The organism is Psychrobacillus sp. FSL K6-1415, assembly GCF_038003185.1.
Classification (GTDB): Bacteria; Bacillota; Bacilli; order Bacillales_A; family Planococcaceae; genus Psychrobacillus; species Psychrobacillus psychrodurans.
In genome coordinates this window covers 43138-64042 of the sequence record NZ_JBBOOQ010000001.1, presented here as the reverse complement: position 1 = coordinate 64042, position 20905 = coordinate 43138, and the positions used below count along the sequence as shown (strand labels likewise).

22 protein-coding genes are annotated in these 20905 nt (G+C 36.2%); 1 reads left to right on the top strand and 21 read right to left on the bottom strand.

Annotated elements, in window-relative coordinates; genetic code table 11:
• Positions 1 to 320: 320 nt before the first annotated feature.
• From spoVT to metG, 18 genes are all read right to left on the bottom strand, one after another.
• Entirely contained in the window at positions 321 to 857 is a 537-nt protein-coding gene (gene spoVT, locus MKY60_RS00295) for a stage V sporulation protein T (protein ID WP_090570896.1), read from the bottom strand.
• An 86-nt stretch (positions 858 to 943) separates the two neighbouring features.
• Complete coding sequence (gene mfd / locus MKY60_RS00290; RefSeq protein WP_340928192.1) at positions 944 to 4477, bottom strand: transcription-repair coupling factor; 3534 nt, start codon at positions 4475 to 4477, stop codon at positions 944 to 946.
• Between the two features lie 61 nt (positions 4478 to 4538).
• Entirely contained in the window at positions 4539 to 4775 is a 237-nt protein-coding gene (locus MKY60_RS00285; protein WP_241600580.1) for an anti-sigma-F factor Fin, read from the bottom strand.
• A gap of 42 nt (positions 4776 to 4817) precedes the next feature.
• Entirely contained in the window at positions 4818 to 5381 is a 564-nt protein-coding gene (gene pth / locus MKY60_RS00280; protein WP_093496474.1) for an aminoacyl-tRNA hydrolase, read from the bottom strand.
• Positions 5382 to 5470: 89 nt separating this feature from the next.
• Complete coding sequence (locus MKY60_RS00275) at positions 5471 to 6070, bottom strand: 50S ribosomal protein L25/general stress protein Ctc (protein WP_241600581.1); 600 nt, start codon at positions 6068 to 6070, stop codon at positions 5471 to 5473.
• Positions 6071 to 6146: 76 nt separating this feature from the next.
• On the bottom strand, positions 6147 to 7106 hold the full coding sequence (locus MKY60_RS00270) for a ribose-phosphate diphosphokinase (protein ID WP_093496472.1): 960 nt from the start codon (positions 7104 to 7106) through the stop codon (positions 6147 to 6149).
• Positions 7107 to 7128: 22 nt separating this feature from the next.
• Positions 7129 to 8499, bottom strand: coding sequence for a bifunctional UDP-N-acetylglucosamine diphosphorylase/glucosamine-1-phosphate N-acetyltransferase GlmU (gene glmU, locus MKY60_RS00265; protein WP_093496471.1), 1371 nt, complete (start codon positions 8497 to 8499; stop codon positions 7129 to 7131).
• A 260-nt stretch (positions 8500 to 8759) separates the two neighbouring features.
• The gene (gene spoVG / locus MKY60_RS00260) at positions 8760 to 9047 is read right to left on the bottom strand and encodes a septation regulator SpoVG (protein WP_090570788.1); all 288 of its coding nucleotides are present in this window, start codon (positions 9045 to 9047) and stop codon (positions 8760 to 8762) included.
• A 193-nt stretch (positions 9048 to 9240) separates the two neighbouring features.
• Positions 9241 to 9612, bottom strand: coding sequence for a RidA family protein (locus MKY60_RS00255; RefSeq protein ID WP_090570785.1), 372 nt, complete (start codon positions 9610 to 9612; stop codon positions 9241 to 9243).
• On the bottom strand, positions 9590 to 10441 hold the full coding sequence (gene purR / locus MKY60_RS00250) for a pur operon repressor (RefSeq protein ID WP_241600582.1): 852 nt from the start codon (positions 10439 to 10441) through the stop codon (positions 9590 to 9592). Before purR ends, MKY60_RS00255 begins: the two co-directional genes overlap by 23 nt.
• A 55-nt stretch (positions 10442 to 10496) precedes the next feature.
• Positions 10497 to 11363 carry a 4-(cytidine 5'-diphospho)-2-C-methyl-D-erythritol kinase gene (gene ispE, locus MKY60_RS00245; protein WP_340931048.1) on the bottom strand — a complete coding sequence of 289 codons (867 nt, stop codon included), beginning with the start codon at positions 11361 to 11363 and terminating at the stop codon, positions 10497 to 10499.
• 470 nt (positions 11364 to 11833) lie between these two features.
• Positions 11834 to 12007 carry a small, acid-soluble spore protein, alpha/beta type gene (locus tag MKY60_RS00240; RefSeq protein WP_093496470.1) on the bottom strand — a complete coding sequence of 58 codons (174 nt, stop codon included), beginning with the start codon at positions 12005 to 12007 and terminating at the stop codon, positions 11834 to 11836.
• A gap of 131 nt (positions 12008 to 12138) precedes the next feature.
• A complete protein-coding gene (gene veg / locus MKY60_RS00235) occupies positions 12139 to 12402 on the bottom strand; it encodes a biofilm formation stimulator Veg (protein ID WP_090570777.1) in 264 nt (87 codons plus the stop codon).
• A 153-nt stretch (positions 12403 to 12555) separates the two neighbouring features.
• Positions 12556 to 13434, bottom strand: coding sequence for a 16S rRNA (adenine(1518)-N(6)/adenine(1519)-N(6))-dimethyltransferase RsmA (gene rsmA, locus MKY60_RS00230; RefSeq protein WP_093496469.1), 879 nt, complete (start codon positions 13432 to 13434; stop codon positions 12556 to 12558).
• Entirely contained in the window at positions 13419 to 13997 is a 579-nt protein-coding gene (gene rnmV / locus MKY60_RS00225; protein ID WP_090570771.1) for a ribonuclease M5, read from the bottom strand. The genes rsmA and rnmV overlap by 16 nt, the downstream gene beginning before the upstream one ends.
• Before the next feature lie 86 nt (positions 13998 to 14083).
• The gene (locus tag MKY60_RS00220) at positions 14084 to 15295 is read right to left on the bottom strand and encodes a G5 and 3D domain-containing protein (protein ID WP_093496468.1); all 1212 of its coding nucleotides are present in this window, start codon (positions 15293 to 15295) and stop codon (positions 14084 to 14086) included.
• A 118-nt stretch (positions 15296 to 15413) separates the two neighbouring features.
• Entirely contained in the window at positions 15414 to 16184 is a 771-nt protein-coding gene (locus MKY60_RS00215) for a TatD family hydrolase (RefSeq protein WP_241600583.1), read from the bottom strand.
• A gap of 184 nt (positions 16185 to 16368) precedes the next feature.
• The gene (metG, locus tag MKY60_RS00210) at positions 16369 to 18315 is read right to left on the bottom strand and encodes a methionine--tRNA ligase (protein ID WP_090570762.1); all 1947 of its coding nucleotides are present in this window, start codon (positions 18313 to 18315) and stop codon (positions 16369 to 16371) included.
• Positions 18316 to 18657: 342 nt separating this feature from the next.
• On the opposite strand from metG, the gene MKY60_RS00205 reads away from it, so the two are divergent.
• Entirely contained in the window at positions 18658 to 18933 is a 276-nt protein-coding gene (locus tag MKY60_RS00205; RefSeq protein WP_090570759.1) for an AbrB/MazE/SpoVT family DNA-binding domain-containing protein, read from the top strand.
• Between the two features lie 39 nt (positions 18934 to 18972).
• Here the strand turns inward: MKY60_RS00205 and rsmI are convergent, their stop codons facing one another.
• The 3 genes from rsmI to MKY60_RS00190 are packed head-to-tail and all read right to left on the bottom strand — an operon-like array spanning position 18973 to position 20847.
• On the bottom strand, positions 18973 to 19851 hold the full coding sequence (rsmI, locus tag MKY60_RS00200) for a 16S rRNA (cytidine(1402)-2'-O)-methyltransferase (protein ID WP_093496496.1): 879 nt from the start codon (positions 19849 to 19851) through the stop codon (positions 18973 to 18975).
• Positions 19851 to 20114: a GIY-YIG nuclease family protein gene (locus MKY60_RS00195; protein ID WP_090570757.1), complete on the bottom strand. Its 264-nt coding sequence runs from the start codon at positions 20112 to 20114 to the stop codon at positions 19851 to 19853. Before MKY60_RS00195 ends, rsmI begins: the two co-directional genes overlap by 1 nt.
• A complete protein-coding gene (locus MKY60_RS00190) occupies positions 20101 to 20847 on the bottom strand; it encodes a tRNA1(Val) (adenine(37)-N6)-methyltransferase (protein WP_340928189.1) in 747 nt (248 codons plus the stop codon). Before MKY60_RS00190 ends, MKY60_RS00195 begins: the two co-directional genes overlap by 14 nt.
• Between the last annotated feature and the right edge of the window lie 58 nt (positions 20848 to 20905).

Here is a 20905-nt window from a genome sequence, read left to right as displayed (position 1 = left end):
TACCTATTTTATTATTATCATCTAAGCAATAGGCTTTGCTAAATCTAATTGTTGGGTTCTACTCATTCCATTGATTGTAGTGAAAGGTGGCGACTCCGGTGAGAACAGCACGAGCTGAAAGCCCCGCAGAAACGTAGTGACGAGGAGATTGAAGCCTTGCCCGCGGAAAGCGTCCAACTGAAACGGAAATCAGTAGTATTTCCCAACGACCTATACTTGCTAGTTCTTTATTTAATTACTTTTCACTTATTATTTCTAAATTAACTTAATGGACCTAAAACAAAAAAAGTCTTCCTCTTTTGTAGAAGAGGAAGACTTTTTTAACTTTCCATTTGTTTTGCCAAAAAGTTTGCAGCTGTTTCAATTGACTTTAGCTCAGATTCTCCAATAAAGTGTACTTTTGAAATAATAAATACAGCTCCTATTGGATCTCCCGAAGCAATAATGGGTGCAATACAATAAGATTTAACTGTTTCTACTACTCCAGGGACCCATTCAACCGAGTTTTCATGTTTCTCCATTACAATAGAGCGCTTACTAATAATGTCTTCTACATCTGGACTTAGTCTGCGATTCAAGTAATCCTTCTTTGATAACCCAGCTGCTGCAATCATTTCATCACGATCACTTATTAATACAGGGGTTCCTAAAGTTTCATATAAAGTATCCGCATATTCCTTCGCAAAATCTCCGAGCTCACTAATAGGTGAATATTTTTTTAAAATTACTTCTCCTTCTCGATCCGTAAAAATTTCCAATGGATCTCCTTCTCGGATACGAAGGGTTCGACGTATTTCTTTTGGAATTACCACTCTACCTAAATCATCAATACGACGTACGATGCCTGTTGCTTTCATGTAATATGCCTCACTTTCGACAGATTGGAAATTAAAGTTCATTTCTGCCATAGTATGCATCATATTACCAAAAAATATGCAAAGAGCTATTTGACGTCTGCTATTTCTTTTTTAGCTTCCGGTAATAATCTAACCATATCTTCTAATACATCGAATGAATTGAATTTACCTGTTTTACGTTCATCTATAGTCAGTACAAGACTGCCATTGTCCATATTAAAGCCAACCGCACGTCCGTATTTCATAGATTCTTCTACCAGTTTTGCTCCATCTATAGCCTTAGTTCCCTCTGCATTTAAAGAAATTGAAATAATTTTATTTATTTCTTTAATAGACTCTACACCAACTGCTATACCCCAAATTTTCATACGTGCAATACGTAGTAACGTTTCTGCCTCGAGAGGTATATCTCCAAATCGGTCTTGTAATTCATCTATGAGGTCGAAGTACTCTTCTTCTTTTTCCATTGCTTTTACTCGTTTGTACATTTGAATCTTTTGATAACCATCCGGGATATATTCATCAGAAATATAAGCATCAGTAGAGAGTGCTATTTCTATGTCTGGTAAATCCTCTTTTTTAATACCAGTACGTTTTTCCGCAATTGCATCCTCCAACATTTGCGTATAAAGATCAAACCCTACTGAGTCTATAAATCCATGTTGTTGAGAACCCAGCAAGTTTCCAGCACCCCGAATAGACAAATCTCGCATAGCAATCTTAAACCCAGAACCAAGCTCTGTAAATTCTTTAACAGCCTGCAATCTTTTTTCTGCCACATCTGTCAATACCTTATCTCGTTGATGCATTAAATAAGCATAAGCAACACGATTGGAGCGGCCTACACGACCTCTTAATTGATACAATTGTGATAGCCCCATTTTATCGGCATCTTGAATAATAAGTGTATTTACATTCGGAATATCAATGCCTGTTTCAATAATGGTCGTAGTAACTAAGACATCGTATTCTCCCTCTATAAAGCTGATAATAATGGACTCTAGCTCCGTTTCACTCATTTGACCATGTGCAAACCCTACTCTAGCAGTCGGTACTAACATTTGTATTTCGTCCACTTTTCTCGTAATATCTTCTACCCGATTATACAGATAAAATGCCTGTCCTCCACGTGCAAGTTCCCTTTCAATCGCTTCTCGAACTAGAGCACCATTTTGTTCCATCACGTACGTTTGAACTGGAAAACGATTTTTGGGGGGAGTTTCAATGACAGATAGGTCACGTACACCAATCATCGACATATGTAATGTACGAGGTATAGGTGTAGCAGTTAAAGTCATGACATCTACATTTGTTTTCAGTTGCTTAATCCGTTCTTTATGTTTTACACCAAATCGTTGTTCCTCATCTACAACAAGAAGACCTAAATCGTGATACTCCACATCTTTAGAGAGAATTCGATGTGTACCTACTACAACATCTACTAATCCTTTTTTCAATCCACTAATCGTTTCACTTTGTTGTTTTTTGTTTCGGAAACGGCTTAGTAAACCTATTTCAATCGGAAAATCTTGAAAGCGCTCTATCATTGTTTCATAATGTTGTTGTGCCAATATAGTTGTAGGACATAGAAAAGCCACCTGTTTTCCTTCCATGACAGCTTTAAATGCCGCTCGTATTGCTACCTCCGTTTTACCGTAACCTACATCACCGCAGACAAGGCGATCCATCGGTCGAGCTTTTTCCATATCTTTTTTCACTTCTTGAATAGTACGAAGTTGGTCATCCGTTTCCTCGTATGGAAATGCCGCTTCAAAGGACTGCTGCATTTCACTATCTGGTTCAAATGCATATCCAACTTCTGCTTCTCGTTTGGCATATAGCTTTATTAGCTCATCAGCAATGTCTTGGACTGCTGCTGAAACCTTTGTTTTGGTCTTCTTCCAATCTGCACCACCCAGCTTATGAAGCTTTGGATCCTTTTCGCCAGATGCAACATACTTTTGAATAAGATCTATTTGATCTACTGGAACAAATAGTTTATCCTCCCCACGATAACGGATATGAAGATAGTCTTTATGAATACCATTAACAAGCAATGTTTCAATTCCAATATATTTCCCAATACCATGGTGTATATGTACAACATTATCTCCAGGTTTTATCTCGGAGTAACTTTTGATACGCTCAGCATTCGTTACCTTTTGAGCTCTCGCTTTTTTCTTATGCTTTTGTTTAAAAAGTTCGGAATCGGTAATAACCGCAATTCGTTGTAATGGAAGTTCAAAACCGGCTTCTAGATCACCCTCCACGATAAAAATACCAGGTGATTTCATATCACCCTCAGTAGCACCAATTTGCGAAGTAATCTCGTAATCTTCTAACACTGCGTGTATTTTTTGGATACGTTCTTTGCCATCTGCAAGTATAAATAAGCGGAACTTTCCTTGGGTAAATCGCTCCATTTCATTTTTTAATAAATGCATTTGACCATGGAAGTTTTGCATTGGTTTACATGAAAAACTAATATTCTTTTTAATCGTAATTCCCGAAAAAGTACGAGAAAACAAAGAAAAGTACAACTTTTCGTTAGAAAACATCTGAATAATTTCTTTAAGACTGAAAGAAGGTTTTACACGGTGTACAGTTTTTCCTTCTTCTAATAAAGAAAGAATCCAATCATTTTCTTCTCTTTCTAGTGTCTCTGTCACTTCTTGAACTCTGCCAAGCTCGTCAAATAAAACCATTCCATTTTCGTTAAAATAGTTTCCTAAAAAACTATTACTCTCTTCCAATAAAGACACATACTTCATATATTCTTTTGGTTGCTCACCTTGCTTTAACAACTCAATATCTTGTTGAATATTTTGATAGAAAAGATCTTTCACTTCAGGAATTTTAACTTTCTCCAAACTCTCCGCTAGTGCCTCTTCTAACTTGTGGGCTAGAAGAATTTTCTTTTCATCGGTTAGTACGTATTCGGTGGCTGGTAAGATTCGTATATCTTTCCTCTTTTCTAACGAGCGCTGATCTTCAGCAGAAAATGTACGAATGGAGTCAACCTCTGTATCAAACAATTCAATACGAATAGGATTTTCTAGGTATAATGGATAAATATCAATAATTCCGCCTCGTAAAGCGAATTCTCCAGGAGCAGTAACCATCGGCTGTCGTACATATCCCATATTCACCAATCTTTGTAAAAAGGAATCTAAACTAATTTCTTCACCTTCCGTAATAGACATGCTACTAGCTTGCCAGTCTTTCTTAGTTGGCATATGCTTTTTAAGACCAGCGATAGGAACAACATAAACACCCTTATCGTGTGTTAACATGTGGTCTAATGCTTCTAGTCTTTGTGCACGAAGTTCAGGACTAGTAATAGATATATCAGCTGCAATTAGCTCATCCGCTGGATATAATCGCACAAGGTCCTCACCAATTAGTTTTACTAAATCCTCAGTCAGTTTTTGAGCATGAAGGAGGTTAGGCGTTACGATCAGTATAGCTTTCTCCCGTGTTCTATATAACATGTTAGTAAAAACTGCTCTAGCACTAGAAGTAAGACCTGTTATTAGCTGTTGGTCTCTACCACTCTCTAACTCTTTTACTAGCTTTTGTATTTGTGTATCTTCAATCAATAAATTACTTAAAGGTTCCATCTGTGTACCCCCAATCTAAATAGAAAAAGGCTTTGTGCACGAAATCGTGCCAAAGCATTACCTACTGTATCCATTTTTTTAACGCATAATAATTTGGGAACTTTTGAAGGGAATCCTGACACTCTTCACAAATACATTGCACAGTGAAATCTCCCTCTGCTCCATTTTTAATATATATATGTTGTTCTTCTTGAGTAATCTCATGTTTTTTTAAAAACTGGTCATCTATGCTATCAAATGGCAACTGCCCGATTTCTGTTTCACAATGGCGACATTTATAACGTATTGGCATGGCCATAAAAACCTCCTTTTTAGGAAGTATAGACCTGTTCTTCACTTTTTATGCACCATTGTATGTATTCATTACATCTAAAAATTTTTTTCCAAACCAATCTTCGCAAGCATCTGCACTATTCTTCACGGCCTGTATCATTTCTATTTTTTCATTTTCGTTAAATTTAGATAGTACATAGTCGGGAACCTTCATCCCATTATTAGGACGGTCCACCCCAATGCGGATTCGATTAAATTCTTGGGAACCTAAGTGTTGGATGATCGATTTAATACCATTATGTCCACCTGCACTACCTTTTTGTCTTAGACGTAGCTTTCCAACCTGTAAGTCTAAATCATCATAAATAACGACTATTTCATCATCATTCACTTCGTAGTAATCCATCATAGGTACAATACATTCACCCGAGAGGTTCATATACGTTAACGGTTTTAAAAGCATAACCTTTTCCGTACCGATATGACCGATTCCAAACATTCCATTAAACTTAGACTGTGTAAGTGGTATATTTAATCGATTAGAAAGTTCATCAATTACATGAAACCCAATATTATGGCGAGTACCTTCATATTGTTTTCCAGGGTTTCCAAGACCAATGATAATTTTCATTTTCGTTCCATTCCTTTATTACAAGTTTTTATTAATCTTACCATATTCAAAACAAAAGAGGTTGCCTTAGGACAACCTCTTTTGTTTAATTATTCTTCTGTTGTTTCTTCTGTCTCTGACTCAGTCTCAGTTTCCTCGGTTTCTGCTTCCACTCGAGGTGCTGAAACTGTAACTAATGTAAAATCGTCATCGTTCGATATTGGATATCCAACTTTATCTCTAACATCTGCAACCGTTAATGTATCTCCAATAGCCATGCCAGACACGTCAATATCAATACTATCCGGAATATCTGAAGGCTTCACTGTAATGGTAATTTCACGATTTGGCTGTTGAAGCATACCACCCTCTGAAACACCAACTGAATCACCCGTCACATTAACCGCAACATTTACTTCTAACTCTTCTTTCATATTGATCGCTAAAAAGTCAGCATGAATCATTTGTCCTTTTAGAATATTCATCTGATAATCACTCAACACGACGTTTACTGATTTACCATCAACATCCAGTTTTATAACACCATTACGACCAACCTCACGAAGTGTTTTTACGAAGTCTTTTTCATTAACTGCAATGGACTGGGATTCTAGTTCAAAGCCGTATACAATCGCTGGGATAAACCCACTGTTTCGAAGCTTTGCATTCTCTTTTTTATCACGCTTTTGTGTTTTTACAACTGTACTCATAATATTCTCAATCCTCCCGAAGTGTGTTCTATAAATATAAATACCCATCTTCGGCAAAATTCAAACATTTCTGAGATCAATCAAATAACGTGCTAACTGATTTCTCTTCGAAAACTCTTACAATTGCATCGCCCAATAATTTAGCAACAGACAATTCTTTAATCTTTGGTGACATTTTATCATCAGCTAATTGAATTGAGTTTGTAATTACTAGCTCTTTAATAACTGAGTTATCAATACGTTCAATAGCCGGGCCAGATAAAACTGGGTGTGTACAGCAAGCATAAACTTCTTTTGCTCCGCTTTCCATCAATGCAGCGGCTGCAATAGAGATTGTTCCAGCTGTGTCAATAATATCATCGATTAAAATAGCCGTTTTTCCTTCTACATTACCTACAATATTCATAACCTCTGCCACGTTTGGTCGTGGACGACGTTTATCAATAATCGCGATCGGTGCCTTTAAACGATCTGCCATTTTACGGGCACGCGTTACTCCACCATGATCAGGAGAAACAATTACTAACTCCGCTGGATCAAAGTTCTTACCTAAGAAGTAATCGGATAATATTGGAGCAGCAACTAAATGATCTATCGGAATATTAAAGAATCCTTGAATTTGAGGAGCATGTAGATCAAGAACGATTGCACGAGTTGCACCTGCAGTTGTTAGTAGATCCGCTACAAGTTTAGCTGTAATTGGTTCACGAGCACGTGCCTTTCTGTCTTGGCGTGCATATCCATAGTAAGGGATTACCACACTAATTGTGCGAGCTGAAGCTCGTTTTAGTGCATCAAGCATAATTAATAATTCCATTAAATGCTCATTAACAGGACCTGAAGTTGATTGAACAATGAATACATCACATCCGCGGATACTTTCTTCGATATTAATCTGTACTTCACCATCACTAAATCTAGTTACTGTACTTTTACCTAGAGGTACTCCTACTTCTTTTGCGATTTCTTCTGCTAATTCCTTATTGGAATTTAGTGTAAAAATTTTCAACTTCGAATTTGCATATTGTTCTGGCATGATAATCCTCCTGGATAATGGGTTATTTTAGATTTAGTTTGTTAACGTAACCATCTTTGTTTTCCTGTCGTGCTCTACCAATTGCAAGTGCTTCATCAGGTACATCCTTTGTAATAGTTGAGCCTGCAGCTATATATGCTTTTTTACCAATCGTTACTGGTGCTACTAAGTTAGAATTACAACCAATAAAGGCATCGTCTTCAATCTTTGTGATAAATTTATTTTTTCCATCATAATTCACTGTAATTGTTCCACAACCAACATTGACGTTTGCTCCAATCGAAGCATCTCCCATGTAGCTTAAATGAGATATTTTACTTCCATTGCCTACTGTGGACTTTTTCACTTCTACAAAGTTACCAATCTTCACATCATCTCCAACATCGGATTGAGGACGAATATGGGCAAACGGACCAATAGAGGTATGGTCTCCAACTTCACTAGATAATACAACTGATGAGTGTATCGTTGTTTCATCACCAATTACACTTGATACGATATGGCTATTCGGACCAATCGTACAGTTCATGCCAATCGTTGTTTTTCCTTCAATGATAACTCCAGGTTGAATAACTGTATCTGCTCCAATAACAGCTTCACTACTGATGTATGTATTTCTCGGGTCGATGATTGTGACGCCTTCACGCATATGATGCCTTGCAATACGTAAACGCATAGTCTCTTCTGCTTGAGATAAAGCAATGCGATCATTTACGCCTAGAATTTCCTCGAAGTCCCTTGCAGCATATGCTGAAATAATTTCATTTTCTTTTTGTAAGATTTCAATTACATCTGGTAAGTAATATTCACCTTGTGCATTATTATTATTAACTAACTTTAATGATTTAAATAGTGCTTCATTGTCAAAACAATACGTCCCTGAATTAATCTCACGTACAAGCTGTTCCTCTGTAGTAGCATCTTTTTGTTCAACAATACTTTGAACACTTCCATCCACAGAACGAATAACTCTACCGTAACCATTTGGGTTTTCTGCAATTGCTGTTAAAATAGTTGCTTTTGCTCCAGTTGCGTTATGATGTTCTAACAAATCATTCATTGTTTTTGCCGTGATAAGTGGCGTATCTCCACAGATAACAATAGTTGTTCCTGTTAGATTTTTTAGCACTTCTTCAGCCTGTAAAACAGCATGTGCTGTCCCTAGCTGTTCTTCTTGAAGAGCATATTCACTTCTCGTCCCTAGTCCACGTTGCACTTCTTCCGCTCCGTGTCCTACGATTGTTACGATTTTTTCCACACCAAGCTGTTCCATATTTGCTACAACATGTTCTACCATTGGCTTCCCACATACAGGATGTAATACTTTATACAAACTAGACTTCATACGTGTACCTTTACCGGCAGCTAATACAACCGCATAAGTATTTGTCATTTTTCAAGTTCCCTCCCGTGGGCTAATTTACTCTTTTGACTATAGCCGAAATGAGGAAAGATTTCAAGGAAATATCTCTTGACAAATACATGACAAAACAAGTACTATAGTTGAATTTCTTGAAGAATCGTCTAAATTATACTTGTTTTTTTAAAGTTCTAGAAAAACCCAGCTTTTTTGGTGTTATAGTTTTTATTATTATTTGATAATTTGACAACAAAAAAACCATCCCTTTTAAAGAAATGGTTTTTACTTTTCCTTTATACAGTAGGTTCTCCGACTTTTTCTTCAACCTCACTACTTAAATGATAGGCATATAGAATAGCTTCTTGAATTTTCGTGCGCGTTCCAACATTAATCGGGTGAGCGATATCTCTAAATTCACCTTCTGTCGTCCTTTTACTCGGCATCGCTACAAACAAACCATTATTTCCATCTATTACTCGAATATCATGCACAACAAATTCGTTGTCCAACGTAATGGAAGCGATAGCCCTCATACGGCCATCAGTCACTACTTTACGTAATCTTACGTCCGTTACTTCCATTCTCTCACCACCCTTTTTCAAAGTTACAAATATCTCTATCTATTTGTTATTCCACAAAAACTTCTTAATTCCTTCTTTCAAATAAGAATATTTTTAATATTTTAAATAATTTATTCTTGCTTGTACAAACCTTGCGCTATAAATAGACAAATAAAAAAGGCGTTCTCCGAGGAAAACACCTTTAAGCTAATCTTTACACTTCTGCGATTACTTCGATTTCTACCTTAACATCTTTCGGTAGTCTTGCAACTTCTACCGCAGAACGTGCAGGTTTGTGACCTGCAAAATGTTTTTCATAAGCATCGTTAAATTCAGCGAAATCATTCATATCTTTTAAAAACACCAAAGTTTTTACTACTTGATTTAAAGACGAGCCAGCTTCTGTCAGTACTGCCTCTAAATTAGCAAAAACCTGCGCAGTCTGTTCTGTAATAGAGCCTTCCACTACTTCTCCTGCTGGAGTTAATGGGATCTGACCTGAACTGTAGAATATTCCATTCACAATCATTCCTTGTACGTACGGACCAATTGCTGCAGGTGCATTAGTTGTTGATACTGCTTTCATCTAAGTTACCACCTTTCTCAAAATAATTCCCTTGTGTTAAAGCAATTGTACCATCTTTTTCATTGACCTCGTGAAGCTTAACTAGAGATAAATGACCATTTACCAATTGTTCCCCTTGATGCTCTGCTTCTACCAGCACAGCAATTCCAGCTAACTCACAATTAAATTCCTCTAATAAACTTTTCATCCCATTAATCGTTCCTCCAACTTTCATGAAGTCGTCAGTGATTAAAACACGTTGTCCCTTCTCCATACTTCTTTTAGAAAGAACCATCGTTTGGATGCGGCGTGCCGAGCCAGATACGTAATTTATACTAACTGTCGGCCCCTCTGTTACTTTACTATCTCTACGCACAATGACTACAGGGACATTTAAATGTCTCGCTATTGCATGTGCTATTGGTATACCTTTAGTAGCTACCGTCATAATCGCATCAATTTTTGCATTAGCAAATGCAGATGCGAATACTTTACCGATTTTATTCATCAGCGATGGATTTCCTAATAGGTCCGTCATATATAAATACCCACCAGGTAATAAGCGATCCACTTTTGAAAGCTGTTCCATTAATTCTTGCGCTATTTCTACGATATCTTCTTCTGTCATTGTTGGTATGAACTTGACTCCACCTGCGGCTCCGGGAACAGTAACAAGTAAACCTCTGCCTCTCTCTTCAAATGTTTCCTTCACAATAGTTAAATCCTCACTTATCGAAGATTTAGCAGATTGATATAAAGAAGCAAAGAATGTCAAAGGGATTAATTTATGCGGATGCTCCATAAGATATTGAGTCATATCTACAAGCCGTTCACTTCTTTTCCATTTCATAGTTTCACCTCCAAATACGAATGTTTTATAGAAAACTTACCACAAACATCCGGATTTAAGCAAGTGGTTCTCTATCACCCATTAAGCGAACTGCATATACCTCGTCGCAAAATCCACGAAGACCATTATATATTCTTTGGACTCTTGTCTCATGATCGACTATCCCAAACACAGTTGGACCGCTTCCACTCATCAATACAGCGTCTGCACCAAATTTTTTCATTTGGTCTTTTAAACCTGCCACCTCTGGATATAGTTTTAGAGTTACATCTTCCAATACGTTTCCGACAGAAGAACACATTAGATCAAAGTCTTTCTGTTGAATAGACTCAATCATTAGAGCAGTGTTTGGATGTTTTATTTCATTTATTTTTAGATTTCCATAGATGTCCGCAGTTGATACCCCAAGTGTCGGCTTCGCAAGGACTATCCAACAATTAGCTGGAGAAGGGAGTTCTTGTATCTTCTCTCCTCTTCCTGTTGCTAAAGCAGTTCCTCCGTACACACAAAACGGTACGTCCGAACCTATTTTAGAACCTATTTCAGCAAGTTCATCCAAAGAAAGCCCTAACTTCCAAATTACGTTTAATCCTTTTAACGTGGCTGCTGCGTCACTGCTACCTCCAGCTAGCCCAGCTGCTACGGGAATGTTCTTTTCGATTGTAATAGAAACTCCTTTTTTCACTCGATAGATGTCTTTTAGAATCTTTGCGGCTTGATATGCTAGATTCCGATGATCATTTGGAACAAAGCGATCCACAGATAAAATATGTATAGCTCCATCTTCTCTTACCTCTAATCCTATACGGTCTGCTAAATCCACAGTAGTCATAATCATTTCTACTTCATGGTAACCGTCCGGACGTTTATGTAGTACATCTAATGTTAGATTTATTTTAGCAGGTGCTTTTACGTAATACATTCCATCTGCTCCTTTTCCCAAATATGTTGTCCCCTATTTTAACACAGTGCATTAGGTATGCGGAAGTGAGATTCAGCTTCCCTAACTGGTAAAATAATTGAACTATTACAGAGATAAAGCATAGCTTATTAATAATCTATATTGGAAATCTATAAGATTACCTCTCCATAACCTTCTATAAATTTCATAAACTAGAAAGGGCCTTAAAAAAGTAACTAGAGAAATAAACACCAGAAGTAAAAATTTCTGGTGTTCTCTTTTTGTATTAGATTAAACACACATTAACTTAATTATGGCGTTAAGCTATGCTAAATTTTATTGGGCTACACCTTATATTTAATCCAAATACCACGCACAAAAATTTTAAAAAGAGAAGACGGATTGCTCCGTCTTTCTTTGTGCTAGTTGTTCTTTAGTTTTGTCTCTCGTGTGCATTAGTACTTCTATGAATACTGATGGAATATGCTTCTTTACTTTGGTGATTTCGTTTGCTGTTCAGCCATTTCAATTGCTCGTTTTACCATATTACCTGCATCACGTGATTTAATTCCTCCCCAGCCCTCGGTTTTGACTACCTCATAAAATCCAAGATCTTTGGCTATCTCTTCTTTTAATTCTTTAGACATTATCCCTTTTCTAGACATAGGTGAATCCTCCTTTGGAACAACTAGCTTTTTTAGTATGTCCGCAATCCAAAAGAAAACCCCTATTCTAATAAAAAATTAGAAAAGAGGTTTTTAAAATTATAAAAATAAGAAATAAAAGTTCTAAAAAATCATTTTACAACTATCAAATTATTTGCTTCATCAAAAATAGTGATTTCTACTGCTTCGGTCAAAACATCTGCATAACTATAAGATACACGTTCAAAAGAGTTTTCATCTTGATCCAAATCGATAACAAATACTGCATGATATGTCTCTCTAAGTACACCTGCACGCTCTATTGTTTTCTTCCGTCCTCCGTTTGCTTTTAATTGCAAACGTTTGCCTAAATGATGATCTAATGACTTCTTAATATCAGCTAAAGTTTTTGGCATTTCGCATACACCTCACTGATTACTATGTTACCACTGTTTTTAAATTTTGTCAAACAAAATATTTTATCAATCATTCTATACAGTTGTCAACGTTTTTATTTAATAGCTATGCTCACTTTTTTATAAATATTACTTATTTTGTAACAAGTAAAATTAATGAAATTCTTCATATAGTTCATTTGATAATTTTCCGAACTCTTCTATACTTAATGTTTCTCCACGTCTTGTTGGATCAACGCCTACTTTTCCTAAAGCTTGTATGATAATATCTTTTTTCGATTTCCCGTTAGGTAGTGATGATTGTAGATTATTAATAATTGTTTTTCTTCTTTGAACAAAAGAACCACGAGAAACTTTAAATAGGAATTCTTCATCGATTACTTGAATTGGCGGTACTTCACGGCGAGTAAGTTTAATAACTGCTGAATCTACGTTTGGTTGTGGCATAAACACTGCTTTAGGAACAATCATTGCTATTTCCGCCTCCATATAGTACTGAATAGCAATAGACAAAGAACCATATGCTTTAGTTCCAGGTGATGCAGTGATTCGGTCTGCCACCTCTTTTTGCATCATAACAACCATACCACGTATAGGTAGACGATCCATCAACAGTTTCAACAATATTGGTGTCGTTACGTAGTATGGTAAATTTGCAACTACCATAACATCCTTATAGTTTTGAAGCTGACTTTCAAACATTTGTTGAACATCCACTTCTAAAATATCCGCATGAATAATTTCTACGTTGTCGTAAGGTGATAAAGTATCTGCTAAAACAGGTAACAGTCTTTGATCAATTTCAAAGGCTACTACTTTTCCTGCGGTTCTCGCTAAATGCTCCGTTAATGCTCCAATACCAGGTCCAATTTCAATTGCAGCAGATTCTTCCGTAAGTTCCGCATGACTTACAATATTACGTAAGATATTCGGGTCAATTAAGAAGTTTTGCCCTAAGCTTTTTTTGAATGAGAACCCGTATTTCTTTAGTATCTCTTGTGTACGTATTGGTGTTGCTATATCTTTTTGCATATATTATTTTCCTCCAAATTGAGTTGTGCAATTGCTTCTTCCACTTGTTGTTGACTAATTTGAAAAATAGATAGTCGTTTCTGTAGCTGTTTTCCATTGGTATATCCAATTTTCAATAGTTCTCCCAACCTTGTTCGTCTTTCCTTCGAATGGGGATGACCAATTAATTGCCCATCAACTAATATCGAAAGAGGTATTTCGATAAACGTTTCTTTGTCTGATTTTGGGGTATAAACATTAGAAAGAGCAGCGCGAATATCTTCGTCCTTTGCGTGTTCGATCCCTAATCCTTTTCCATTTTTTGCTATCGTTTTTTCTTTGGACAAAAATGCGTGTTTCACACCCGGAACCTGCTCTTCAATAATAGCGCGAATTCGTCTTCCTGGGTAATCTGGATCAGTAAATACAATGACACCACGTTTATCTTGAGCATGTTGGATTTTTATAAGTGTTTCTTTAGATATAGCTGAACCATTCGTTTCAATAGTATCTGCTTCTACAGAACGTTTTATAGCTGTTGTATCATCTTTTCCTTCAACAACTATTATTTCTTTTATTTGCAACTGGTTTTCCTCTTTTCCGTTTTTCCACTATATCTATCATAACGCAAAAAAGCTTTCCCAATCAACGAAAGGGAAAGCTATTAAAGTTAGTTTAAAACTTTCACGCGTACTTTTTGACGACCAAAGTCATATGCCTTCGATTTAGAGGGCATAAATATGTCAATCTTATTTCCTTTGATAGCTCCTCCAGTATCTCCAGCTACCGCATAACCATAGCCTTCTACCCATACTTTTGAGCCCAGTGGAATAACACCAGGATCTACTGCAATAATCTTCAAATTTGGATTAGATTTCAAGTTAACCCCTGTTGCAGTTACGCCAGAACAACCGTTACAACTAGCAGTATAAGCAGTTGCAGTGACATAAAATTCTTTCCCTGTGGATGGAGTTGCTGACGAATTTGCTCCACGTGAAACACTAGCAGTCACGACTTTCGTTCCGACTGCCACCACTTTTTTGGTTGGCTCTTTAATAGTCTTCTCGCTCACCATATTACGAGAGACCTCTTTACCGTTTTCTTTCACTACTTCATAAGTCCGTGAAACAGTTCCATTTACACCATCTTGTACTACTTTTTCTTTCCCTTTTAGTAGCGAGTCTTCTTTTTTCGTTTCTACCGCAAAGTTTGTTTCTTCCTCAACTACATCGGTGACCTTTTCTACTCGCACTACTTGTATTTCAGAATTCGGGACTACTAATTCATCCATTTTCTGTTTTACTCGGTCGAATTCACTCAATTGAATGTTATATAGTTTTAAAAAGTCAGCGACCGTAGTCGAAGTGGACCATACCTTCTTCTCTTCATTACCATCTAAAAGCGTTACTTCAAATGCTTTTTCAATAGCAATTTTGTTTTTAGGTCCAACCTCTGCATCTGCAGCAGGTGTTATCGCATCATGTTCAGTAACTGAAACATTTGCCTTTGCGAGTATTTCTGAAACTAAGTCATCAGTAGTTGTAAGTGTTTGAATTTCACCATCTACTGTGATTTCTATTTGTCTTGCCTGCTCCCACTCAATCGACAAATTATTTTCGATTGATGTGTTCACTGAGGGATGTAAAAAGTCTTCCTTGGCTACTACTATTTGATGACTATCTAATAATTCACCAACTGTATTTGCATGTGTTAATATATCTTGTTGTTCACCATTAACTGTTAAAGCAACAGTTTTCTTTGTTCCTTCGAATAAAACGAAAGAAACTACTGCAAGAAACAATAGTAAAGATACTACAGTTACTATGGTTTGCTTGCTCCTCAATGAATGAAAGAACAGGTTTTTCATGGAATTATTTGACATGAAAAACGCCTCCTTGTTCACTGAAGTGATTATATAGAGTCCCAAAGAGGTTGTCAACAGTTAAGGTTTTTTTTGAAATTTAGGACATATAAAATATCTTCTTAATATTAGTATTTTTTTATTCCGTTATACCAAAGAATAATTCCGCATTTTTAGTAGTTACTTCTGCCACCTCTTCTACTGAAATTCCTTTTAGACGTGCTATTTCTTCCGCAACTAGTGTCACAAGAGCTGGTTCATTTCTTTTTCCTCGATAAGGGTGCGGAGCTAAATAAGGTGCATCTGTTTCAATTAGTAAATTTTCTAATGGAATTTTTGTTGCTACCTCTTTTGGTTTCTTTGCATTTTTAAAAGTTACCGGTCCACCAAGGGAAATCATAAAATTCATCTCTATACATTGCTTTGCCGTTTCAACACTCCCTCCATAACAATGCATGATACCTCCTGTAATATGTGCTTCTTCTTCTTGTAGAATACGAATCACATCTTCAGTTGCATCACGATTATGGATAATAATCGGTAATTTTACTTTCTGGGCTAACCGTATTTGTTTTCGAAACAATATCTGTTGAACATCTTTAGGAGATTTGTCCCAATGATAATCTAGGCCCATTTCCCCTATACCAACAACCTTTTCGTGTGCTGCAAGTTCTTCAATCCATTTTAAGTCCTCTTCTGTACAATCAATTGCATCCACAGGATGCCATCCCACTACAGCATAGATAAAAGAATACTGCTCTACTAACTTCATAGCTCTTTCAATCGTGATACGATCAAAACCAATAACGACCATTTTTTTTACATTAGCTTCTAGTGCACGATTAATCACTTCTTGCAAATCTTCCTCGTACTGATCTGCATTTAAATGTACATGTGTATCAATAAACATTTTATCTTCCCCTTACCTATTAGTGGTTATTTTATATTCTTTGCAATACTATTAAAAGAATACCTATTTGAATTTATTCAACTTTAATAAGGTTTAGTTTTATAAATGACCTGTAAAATAGTATTTGAAAATATTATTTTAAATCAAAAGACCTGTCTGTAATACGACAGGTCTATTTTAACGATTATTTCACTTGAGCACCATTTTCAAGTTTTTCATCCACTGTAGCAAGTGTCAAATATCCATCTTTTTCACCTGCAAGAATCATTCCTTGAGATAACTCTCCTCTTAACTTCACAGGTTTTAAATTTGCTACTACAATTACTTTTTTACCAATAACGTCTTCAGGCTTGTAATGTTGGGCAATCCCAGAAATTACTTGACGCTTTTCATATCCCATATCTAGTTGCAGCTTTAGTAATTTATCTGCTTTAGGTACGGCCTCACACGATAAAACAGTTGCAACGCGTAAGTCCACCTTGAAAAAGTCATCGATTGAAATTTCTTCTGTTTGAGATTCTTCCTCTTCCTGAGGTGTTTGAACAGAGCCCCTCATTTGTTCACGAATATAAGCAACTTCTACATCTACATCTAACCGTGGGAAAATAGGAATTCCTGTTTTTATTACTGAAGTACCATCTTTAATAACATTAAATGAACCTAAATAGTCCCATTGCAAATAATCTACTGTAAAACCAACTTGTTCTGCAATTTGTTTCGGACTATTCGTCATAAATGGTTGGGCAAGTGTTGCAATTTGTCGAAGACTTTCTGCTAAATGTGTCATAACTGAAGCCAGTTGCCCTTTAGTTGCTTCGTCTTTTGCAAGTACCCATGGTTGAGTTTCATCAATATACTTATTTGTACGTGATACTAAAGCCCATAAATCCCCAAGCACTAAACTAAACTGCATTTTTTCCATATTTGCTTCATATTTATCAATTGTTTCCTTTGTAAATCCCTGTAACGTTTCATCAAACTCTGTCGGTTCGCTTTGACTTACTGGAATTTTACCATCGAAATATTTATTAATCATTGAAACAGTTCTATTCAACAAATTCCCTAAATCATTTGCAAGGTCAAAGTTTGTTCTCTCTACGAACGATTCAGGGGAAAATACTCCATCTTGACCAAAAGGAAGTTCACGCAGTAGGAAATAACGTGTTGCATCTAATCCATAACGTTCTACTAACATTTCTGGGTATACAACGTTTCCTTTCGATTTAGACATTTTACCGTCTTTCATCATGATGAATCCATGAGCAAAAACCTTCTTAGGCAATGGTAAATCTAATGCCATTAGGAATATAGGCCAATAAATTGTATGGAAACGAACGATGTCTTTCCCTACTACATGGACATCTGCAGGCCAAAACTTTTGGAATAGAGAATCATCATCTGATAAATAACCAAGTGAGGTAATATAATTAGTTAAGGCATCCACCCATACATAGATTACATGCTTAGGATCTCCTGGAACTTTAATACCCCAATCAAAGGACGTTCTAGATACTGACAAATCTTCTAAGCCCGGTTTAATGAAGTTATTGACCATTTCATTTTTTCTAGATTCTGGCTCTATAAATTCCACGTTTTGCTCATAATATGCCAATAAACGGTCCGCATATTTTTTCATATTAAAGAAGTATGATTCTTCCTTCACTTTTTGAACAGGACGACCACAGTCTGGACAGTTTCCTTCTATTAACTGTGTTTCAGTAAAGAAAGACTCACAAGGTGTACAATACCACCCTTCATATTCTCCCTTATAAATGTCCCCATTATCCAAGAACTTCTGGAATATTTTCTCTACTATTTTTGTATGACGTTCTTCTGTAGTTTGGATAAAATCATCATAAGAAATATCCATTAAAGCCCATACCTTTTTGGCCGCTTCTGCAATTTCATTTACATAAATTTGAGGCTCTTTTCCTGCCTCCTGTGCTTTTTCTTGAATTTTTTGACCGTGCTCGTCCATTCCTGTTAGGAAACGAACTTCATATCCCCTAAGTCTTTTATATCTGGCCATTGCATCGGAAGCAACGGTTGTATACGCGGTTCCAATGTGAAATTTTCCACTCGGATAATAAATAGGCGTTGTTAAATAGAATGTTTTCTGTTGATCTTTCAATGTAAAGATGCCTCCAATGTTGATTCTCTTTATTCTTTATTCTATCTAAATGAAGAGTTTGTTTCAATCAATTCATTTATTCATGTTTGTCGAATGAAAATTACCAAACAACAAACTTCAAAAATCTAGATAATATATCAAAATAATTCCTATTTCCCTTTAAAAGAATGGATTTTTTATTAAAAACTAATTTAAATATCAAATTAATATTATATTACTCTCTTTCGCTAAAGCATTAATTATTGACGAAAATGGCAGTACTTGGTATGATATATTACATAAAAGAGGTTTATGTCGAATCTTGGCGAAAAATATGCACTCTTGAGGGGAGAATAATTTTTTATGAAATCTACAGGTATTGTACGTAAAGTTGATGAATTAGGTCGTGTAGTTATTCCAATTGAATTACGTCGCACGCTGGGTATTGCTGAAAAAGATGCATTAGAAATTTATGTAGATGATGATAAAATCATCCTAAAAAAATATATGCCAAATATGACTTGTGCTGTAACTGGTGAGGTATCAGATGACAACCTACGTCTAGTTGGCGGAAAACTGATTCTAAGTGCAGAAGGTGCAGAATTACTAATTAAAGAGATTCAAAGTAACTTAAAATAATTAGAAAAAAACCGTAAACTTTATAAGTTTACGGTTTTTTTACTCTACATGATAATTTTGATAAACTTCTCTTTTAGATAAACCTCTTTGGATGGCTACTTCTTTAATAGCTTCCTTCGACGTACACTGTTTTTCTTCTATTAAATGGTCCACATGTTCTTCTAGTGTTAGTTCTGCCCACCATGGTGTTTCTTCATTCGTTTCTACCTCATCTTCGTTTCCTTCTAATACTATACAGAATTCTCCTCGAATCTCAGCCTGCTCCACCCACTCTACAGCTTCGTCAATCGTACCTCTTAAAAACTCTTCAAATCTCTTTGTTATCTCACGTGCTAGTACAATTTTGCGTGTCCCTTCAAAAATAGATTGTAAATCACGTAATGATTCCTTTAAGCGATGTGGTGATTCATATAAAATAATGGACTCCTGTCTTTTTTGGAGTTTTTCAATTTCAAGTTTTCTTTCTTTTTTATTGCGACTTAAAAAGCCGTAAAAGAAAAATGGCTGTGTTGAAAGTCCAGATGCAATTAGAGCACTTAGTGCAGCGTTTGCTCCAGGGATCGGTACAATCGCAAATCCTTCTTTTACTGCTTTAGCAGCAATATCTGCACCAGGATCAGATATACAAGGGAGACCCGCATCACTTACTAATGCTATTTGTTTACCCTCTCTTAACAATTCCATCAGCTTTTCTCCGCCTGACTGCAGGTTATGATCATGATAACTAATAAGAGGGGTAGAAATCTCGAAGTAGTTACACAATTTTTTTGTATTTCTTGTATCTTCTGCTGCAATAATATCAACTTCTTTTAGTATTCGAATAGCCCTCATCGTCATATCTTCTAGATTCCCAATGGGCGTTGCAACTAAATACAAGCAGCTGCTTTGTTCATACTCGATTGATTTCTGAGATTTCATCATTTACTTGTCCCCATATAATTTATTTTTTGTTTTCTTGTTAGCTGTTTAAAAGCGTACTCTGCTTGCATTGCCTCTTGCTTTGTTTCGTACAGTTCACTATATATACAACTAACTGGTCGCTTGGCACGTGTATACTTTGCTCCCTTTCCTGCATTATGTACATTTATTCTTTTAACTAAATCATTCGTATAACCCGCGTAATAGGACCCATCCTTACATTCTAACACGTAAAAAGTATGCTGTTTTTCATTCTTTTCCATACAACATCTCTTTTACTTCTTGTGTATATTTACCATCATCTCCGTACACATATAAAGGAGGTAATATCTTCAAGTCTGGCTTTCCATCTTTTATACCTTCAATCAGCAATGTATTTGCTTCCTTTCCTTCTTTTGGATAGACAAAACGAATTCTTTTAGGCTCTAAACGATTAGCCCTCATCGAAGTTACGATATCAAGAAGTCTACCAGGACGATGAACAAAGGAAGCCTTTCCACCTTGTTTTAATAATTCGCTGGCAGATTGCACTGCCTCCTCCAAGGTAAGATGAATTTCATGTCGAGCAATTGCCAAATGCTCTTTTAAGTTTTTCTCACTTGCCTCATGAGCTGGAAAATAGGGCGGGTTACAAGTAACAACATCAAATTTTTCAGAACCAAGCTTTTTAGCAATACCCTTTACATCCGCTGTCATCATTGTAATTTGTTCTACAAGGTTATTGAACTGGACACTTCTTGTAGCCATATCCGCTAGCCTTTCTTGTAATTCAACACCTATGATTTCGGCTTTTGTCCGAGCACTTAGAAATAATGGAATTGCTCCATTTCCTGAGCACATATCTACAATTTCCCCTTTTTTAATCGGGACATATGTAAATCTTGATAGCAATACTGCATCCAAAGAAAAAGAGAAGACAGAAGGACTTTGTATGATACGTAAATCTTCTGCCAATAAATAATCAAGTCGTTCGTCATCCTTTAACCATAGTTCCATAATTGTTACCCCCAAGGAAAACAAAAGACTGACCCCACTTATGGAGTGGCATCAGTCA

What these genes read in the sequence shown, in the direction of transcription:
- MKY60_RS00275 (WP_241600581.1), bottom strand. Translation starts at nt 6,070, where the DNA reads ATGAGTACAGTTGTAAAAACACAAAAGCGTGATAAAAAAGAGAATGCA.
- glmU (WP_093496471.1), bottom strand. Translation starts at nt 8,499, where the DNA reads ATGACAAATACTTATGCGGTTGTATTAGCTGCCGGTAAAGGTACACGT.
- MKY60_RS00190 (WP_340928189.1), bottom strand. Translation starts at nt 20,847, where the DNA reads ATGGAACTATGGTTAAAGGATGACGAACGACTTGATTATTTATTGGCA.
- MKY60_RS00205 (WP_090570759.1), top strand. Translation starts at nt 18,658, where the DNA reads ATGAAATCTACAGGTATTGTACGTAAAGTTGATGAATTAGGTCGTGTA.
- spoVT (WP_090570896.1), bottom strand. Translation starts at nt 857, where the DNA reads ATGAAAGCAACAGGCATCGTACGTCGTATTGATGATTTAGGTAGAGTG.
- MKY60_RS00255 (WP_090570785.1), bottom strand. Translation starts at nt 9,612, where the DNA reads ATGAAAGCAGTATCAACAACTAATGCACCTGCAGCAATTGGTCCGTAC.
- MKY60_RS00285 (WP_241600580.1), bottom strand. Translation starts at nt 4,775, where the DNA reads ATGGCCATGCCAATACGTTATAAATGTCGCCATTGTGAAACAGAAATC.
- rsmI (WP_093496496.1), bottom strand. Translation starts at nt 19,851, where the DNA reads ATGAAATCTCAGAAATCAATCGAGTATGAACAAAGCAGCTGCTTGTAT.
- purR (WP_241600582.1), bottom strand. Translation starts at nt 10,441, where the DNA reads ATGAAATGGAAAAGAAGTGAACGGCTTGTAGATATGACTCAATATCTT.
- spoVG (WP_090570788.1), bottom strand. Translation starts at nt 9,047, where the DNA reads ATGGAAGTAACGGACGTAAGATTACGTAAAGTAGTGACTGATGGCCGT.
- MKY60_RS00195 (WP_090570757.1), bottom strand. Translation starts at nt 20,114, where the DNA reads ATGGAAAAGAATGAAAAACAGCATACTTTTTACGTGTTAGAATGTAAG.
- MKY60_RS00270 (WP_093496472.1), bottom strand. Translation starts at nt 7,106, where the DNA reads ATGCCAGAACAATATGCAAATTCGAAGTTGAAAATTTTTACACTAAAT.
- MKY60_RS00240 (WP_093496470.1), bottom strand. Translation starts at nt 12,007, where the DNA reads ATGTCTAGAAAAGGGATAATGTCTAAAGAATTAAAAGAAGAGATAGCC.
- ispE (WP_340931048.1), bottom strand. Translation starts at nt 11,363, where the DNA reads ATGTATTACGTAAAAGCACCTGCTAAAATAAATCTAACATTAGATGTA.
- pth (WP_093496474.1), bottom strand. Translation starts at nt 5,381, where the DNA reads ATGAAAATTATCATTGGTCTTGGAAACCCTGGAAAACAATATGAAGGT.
- MKY60_RS00215 (WP_241600583.1), bottom strand. Translation starts at nt 16,184, where the DNA reads ATGTTTATTGATACACATGTACATTTAAATGCAGATCAGTACGAGGAA.
- veg (WP_090570777.1), bottom strand. Translation starts at nt 12,402, where the DNA reads ATGCCAAAAACTTTAGCTGATATTAAGAAGTCATTAGATCATCATTTA.
- mfd (WP_340928192.1), bottom strand. Translation starts at nt 4,477, where the DNA reads ATGGAACCTTTAAGTAATTTATTGATTGAAGATACACAAATACAAAAG.
- rsmA (WP_093496469.1), bottom strand. Translation starts at nt 13,434, where the DNA reads ATGCAAAAAGATATAGCAACACCAATACGTACACAAGAGATACTAAAG.
- MKY60_RS00220 (WP_093496468.1), bottom strand. Translation starts at nt 15,295, where the DNA reads ATGTCAAATAATTCCATGAAAAACCTGTTCTTTCATTCATTGAGGAGC.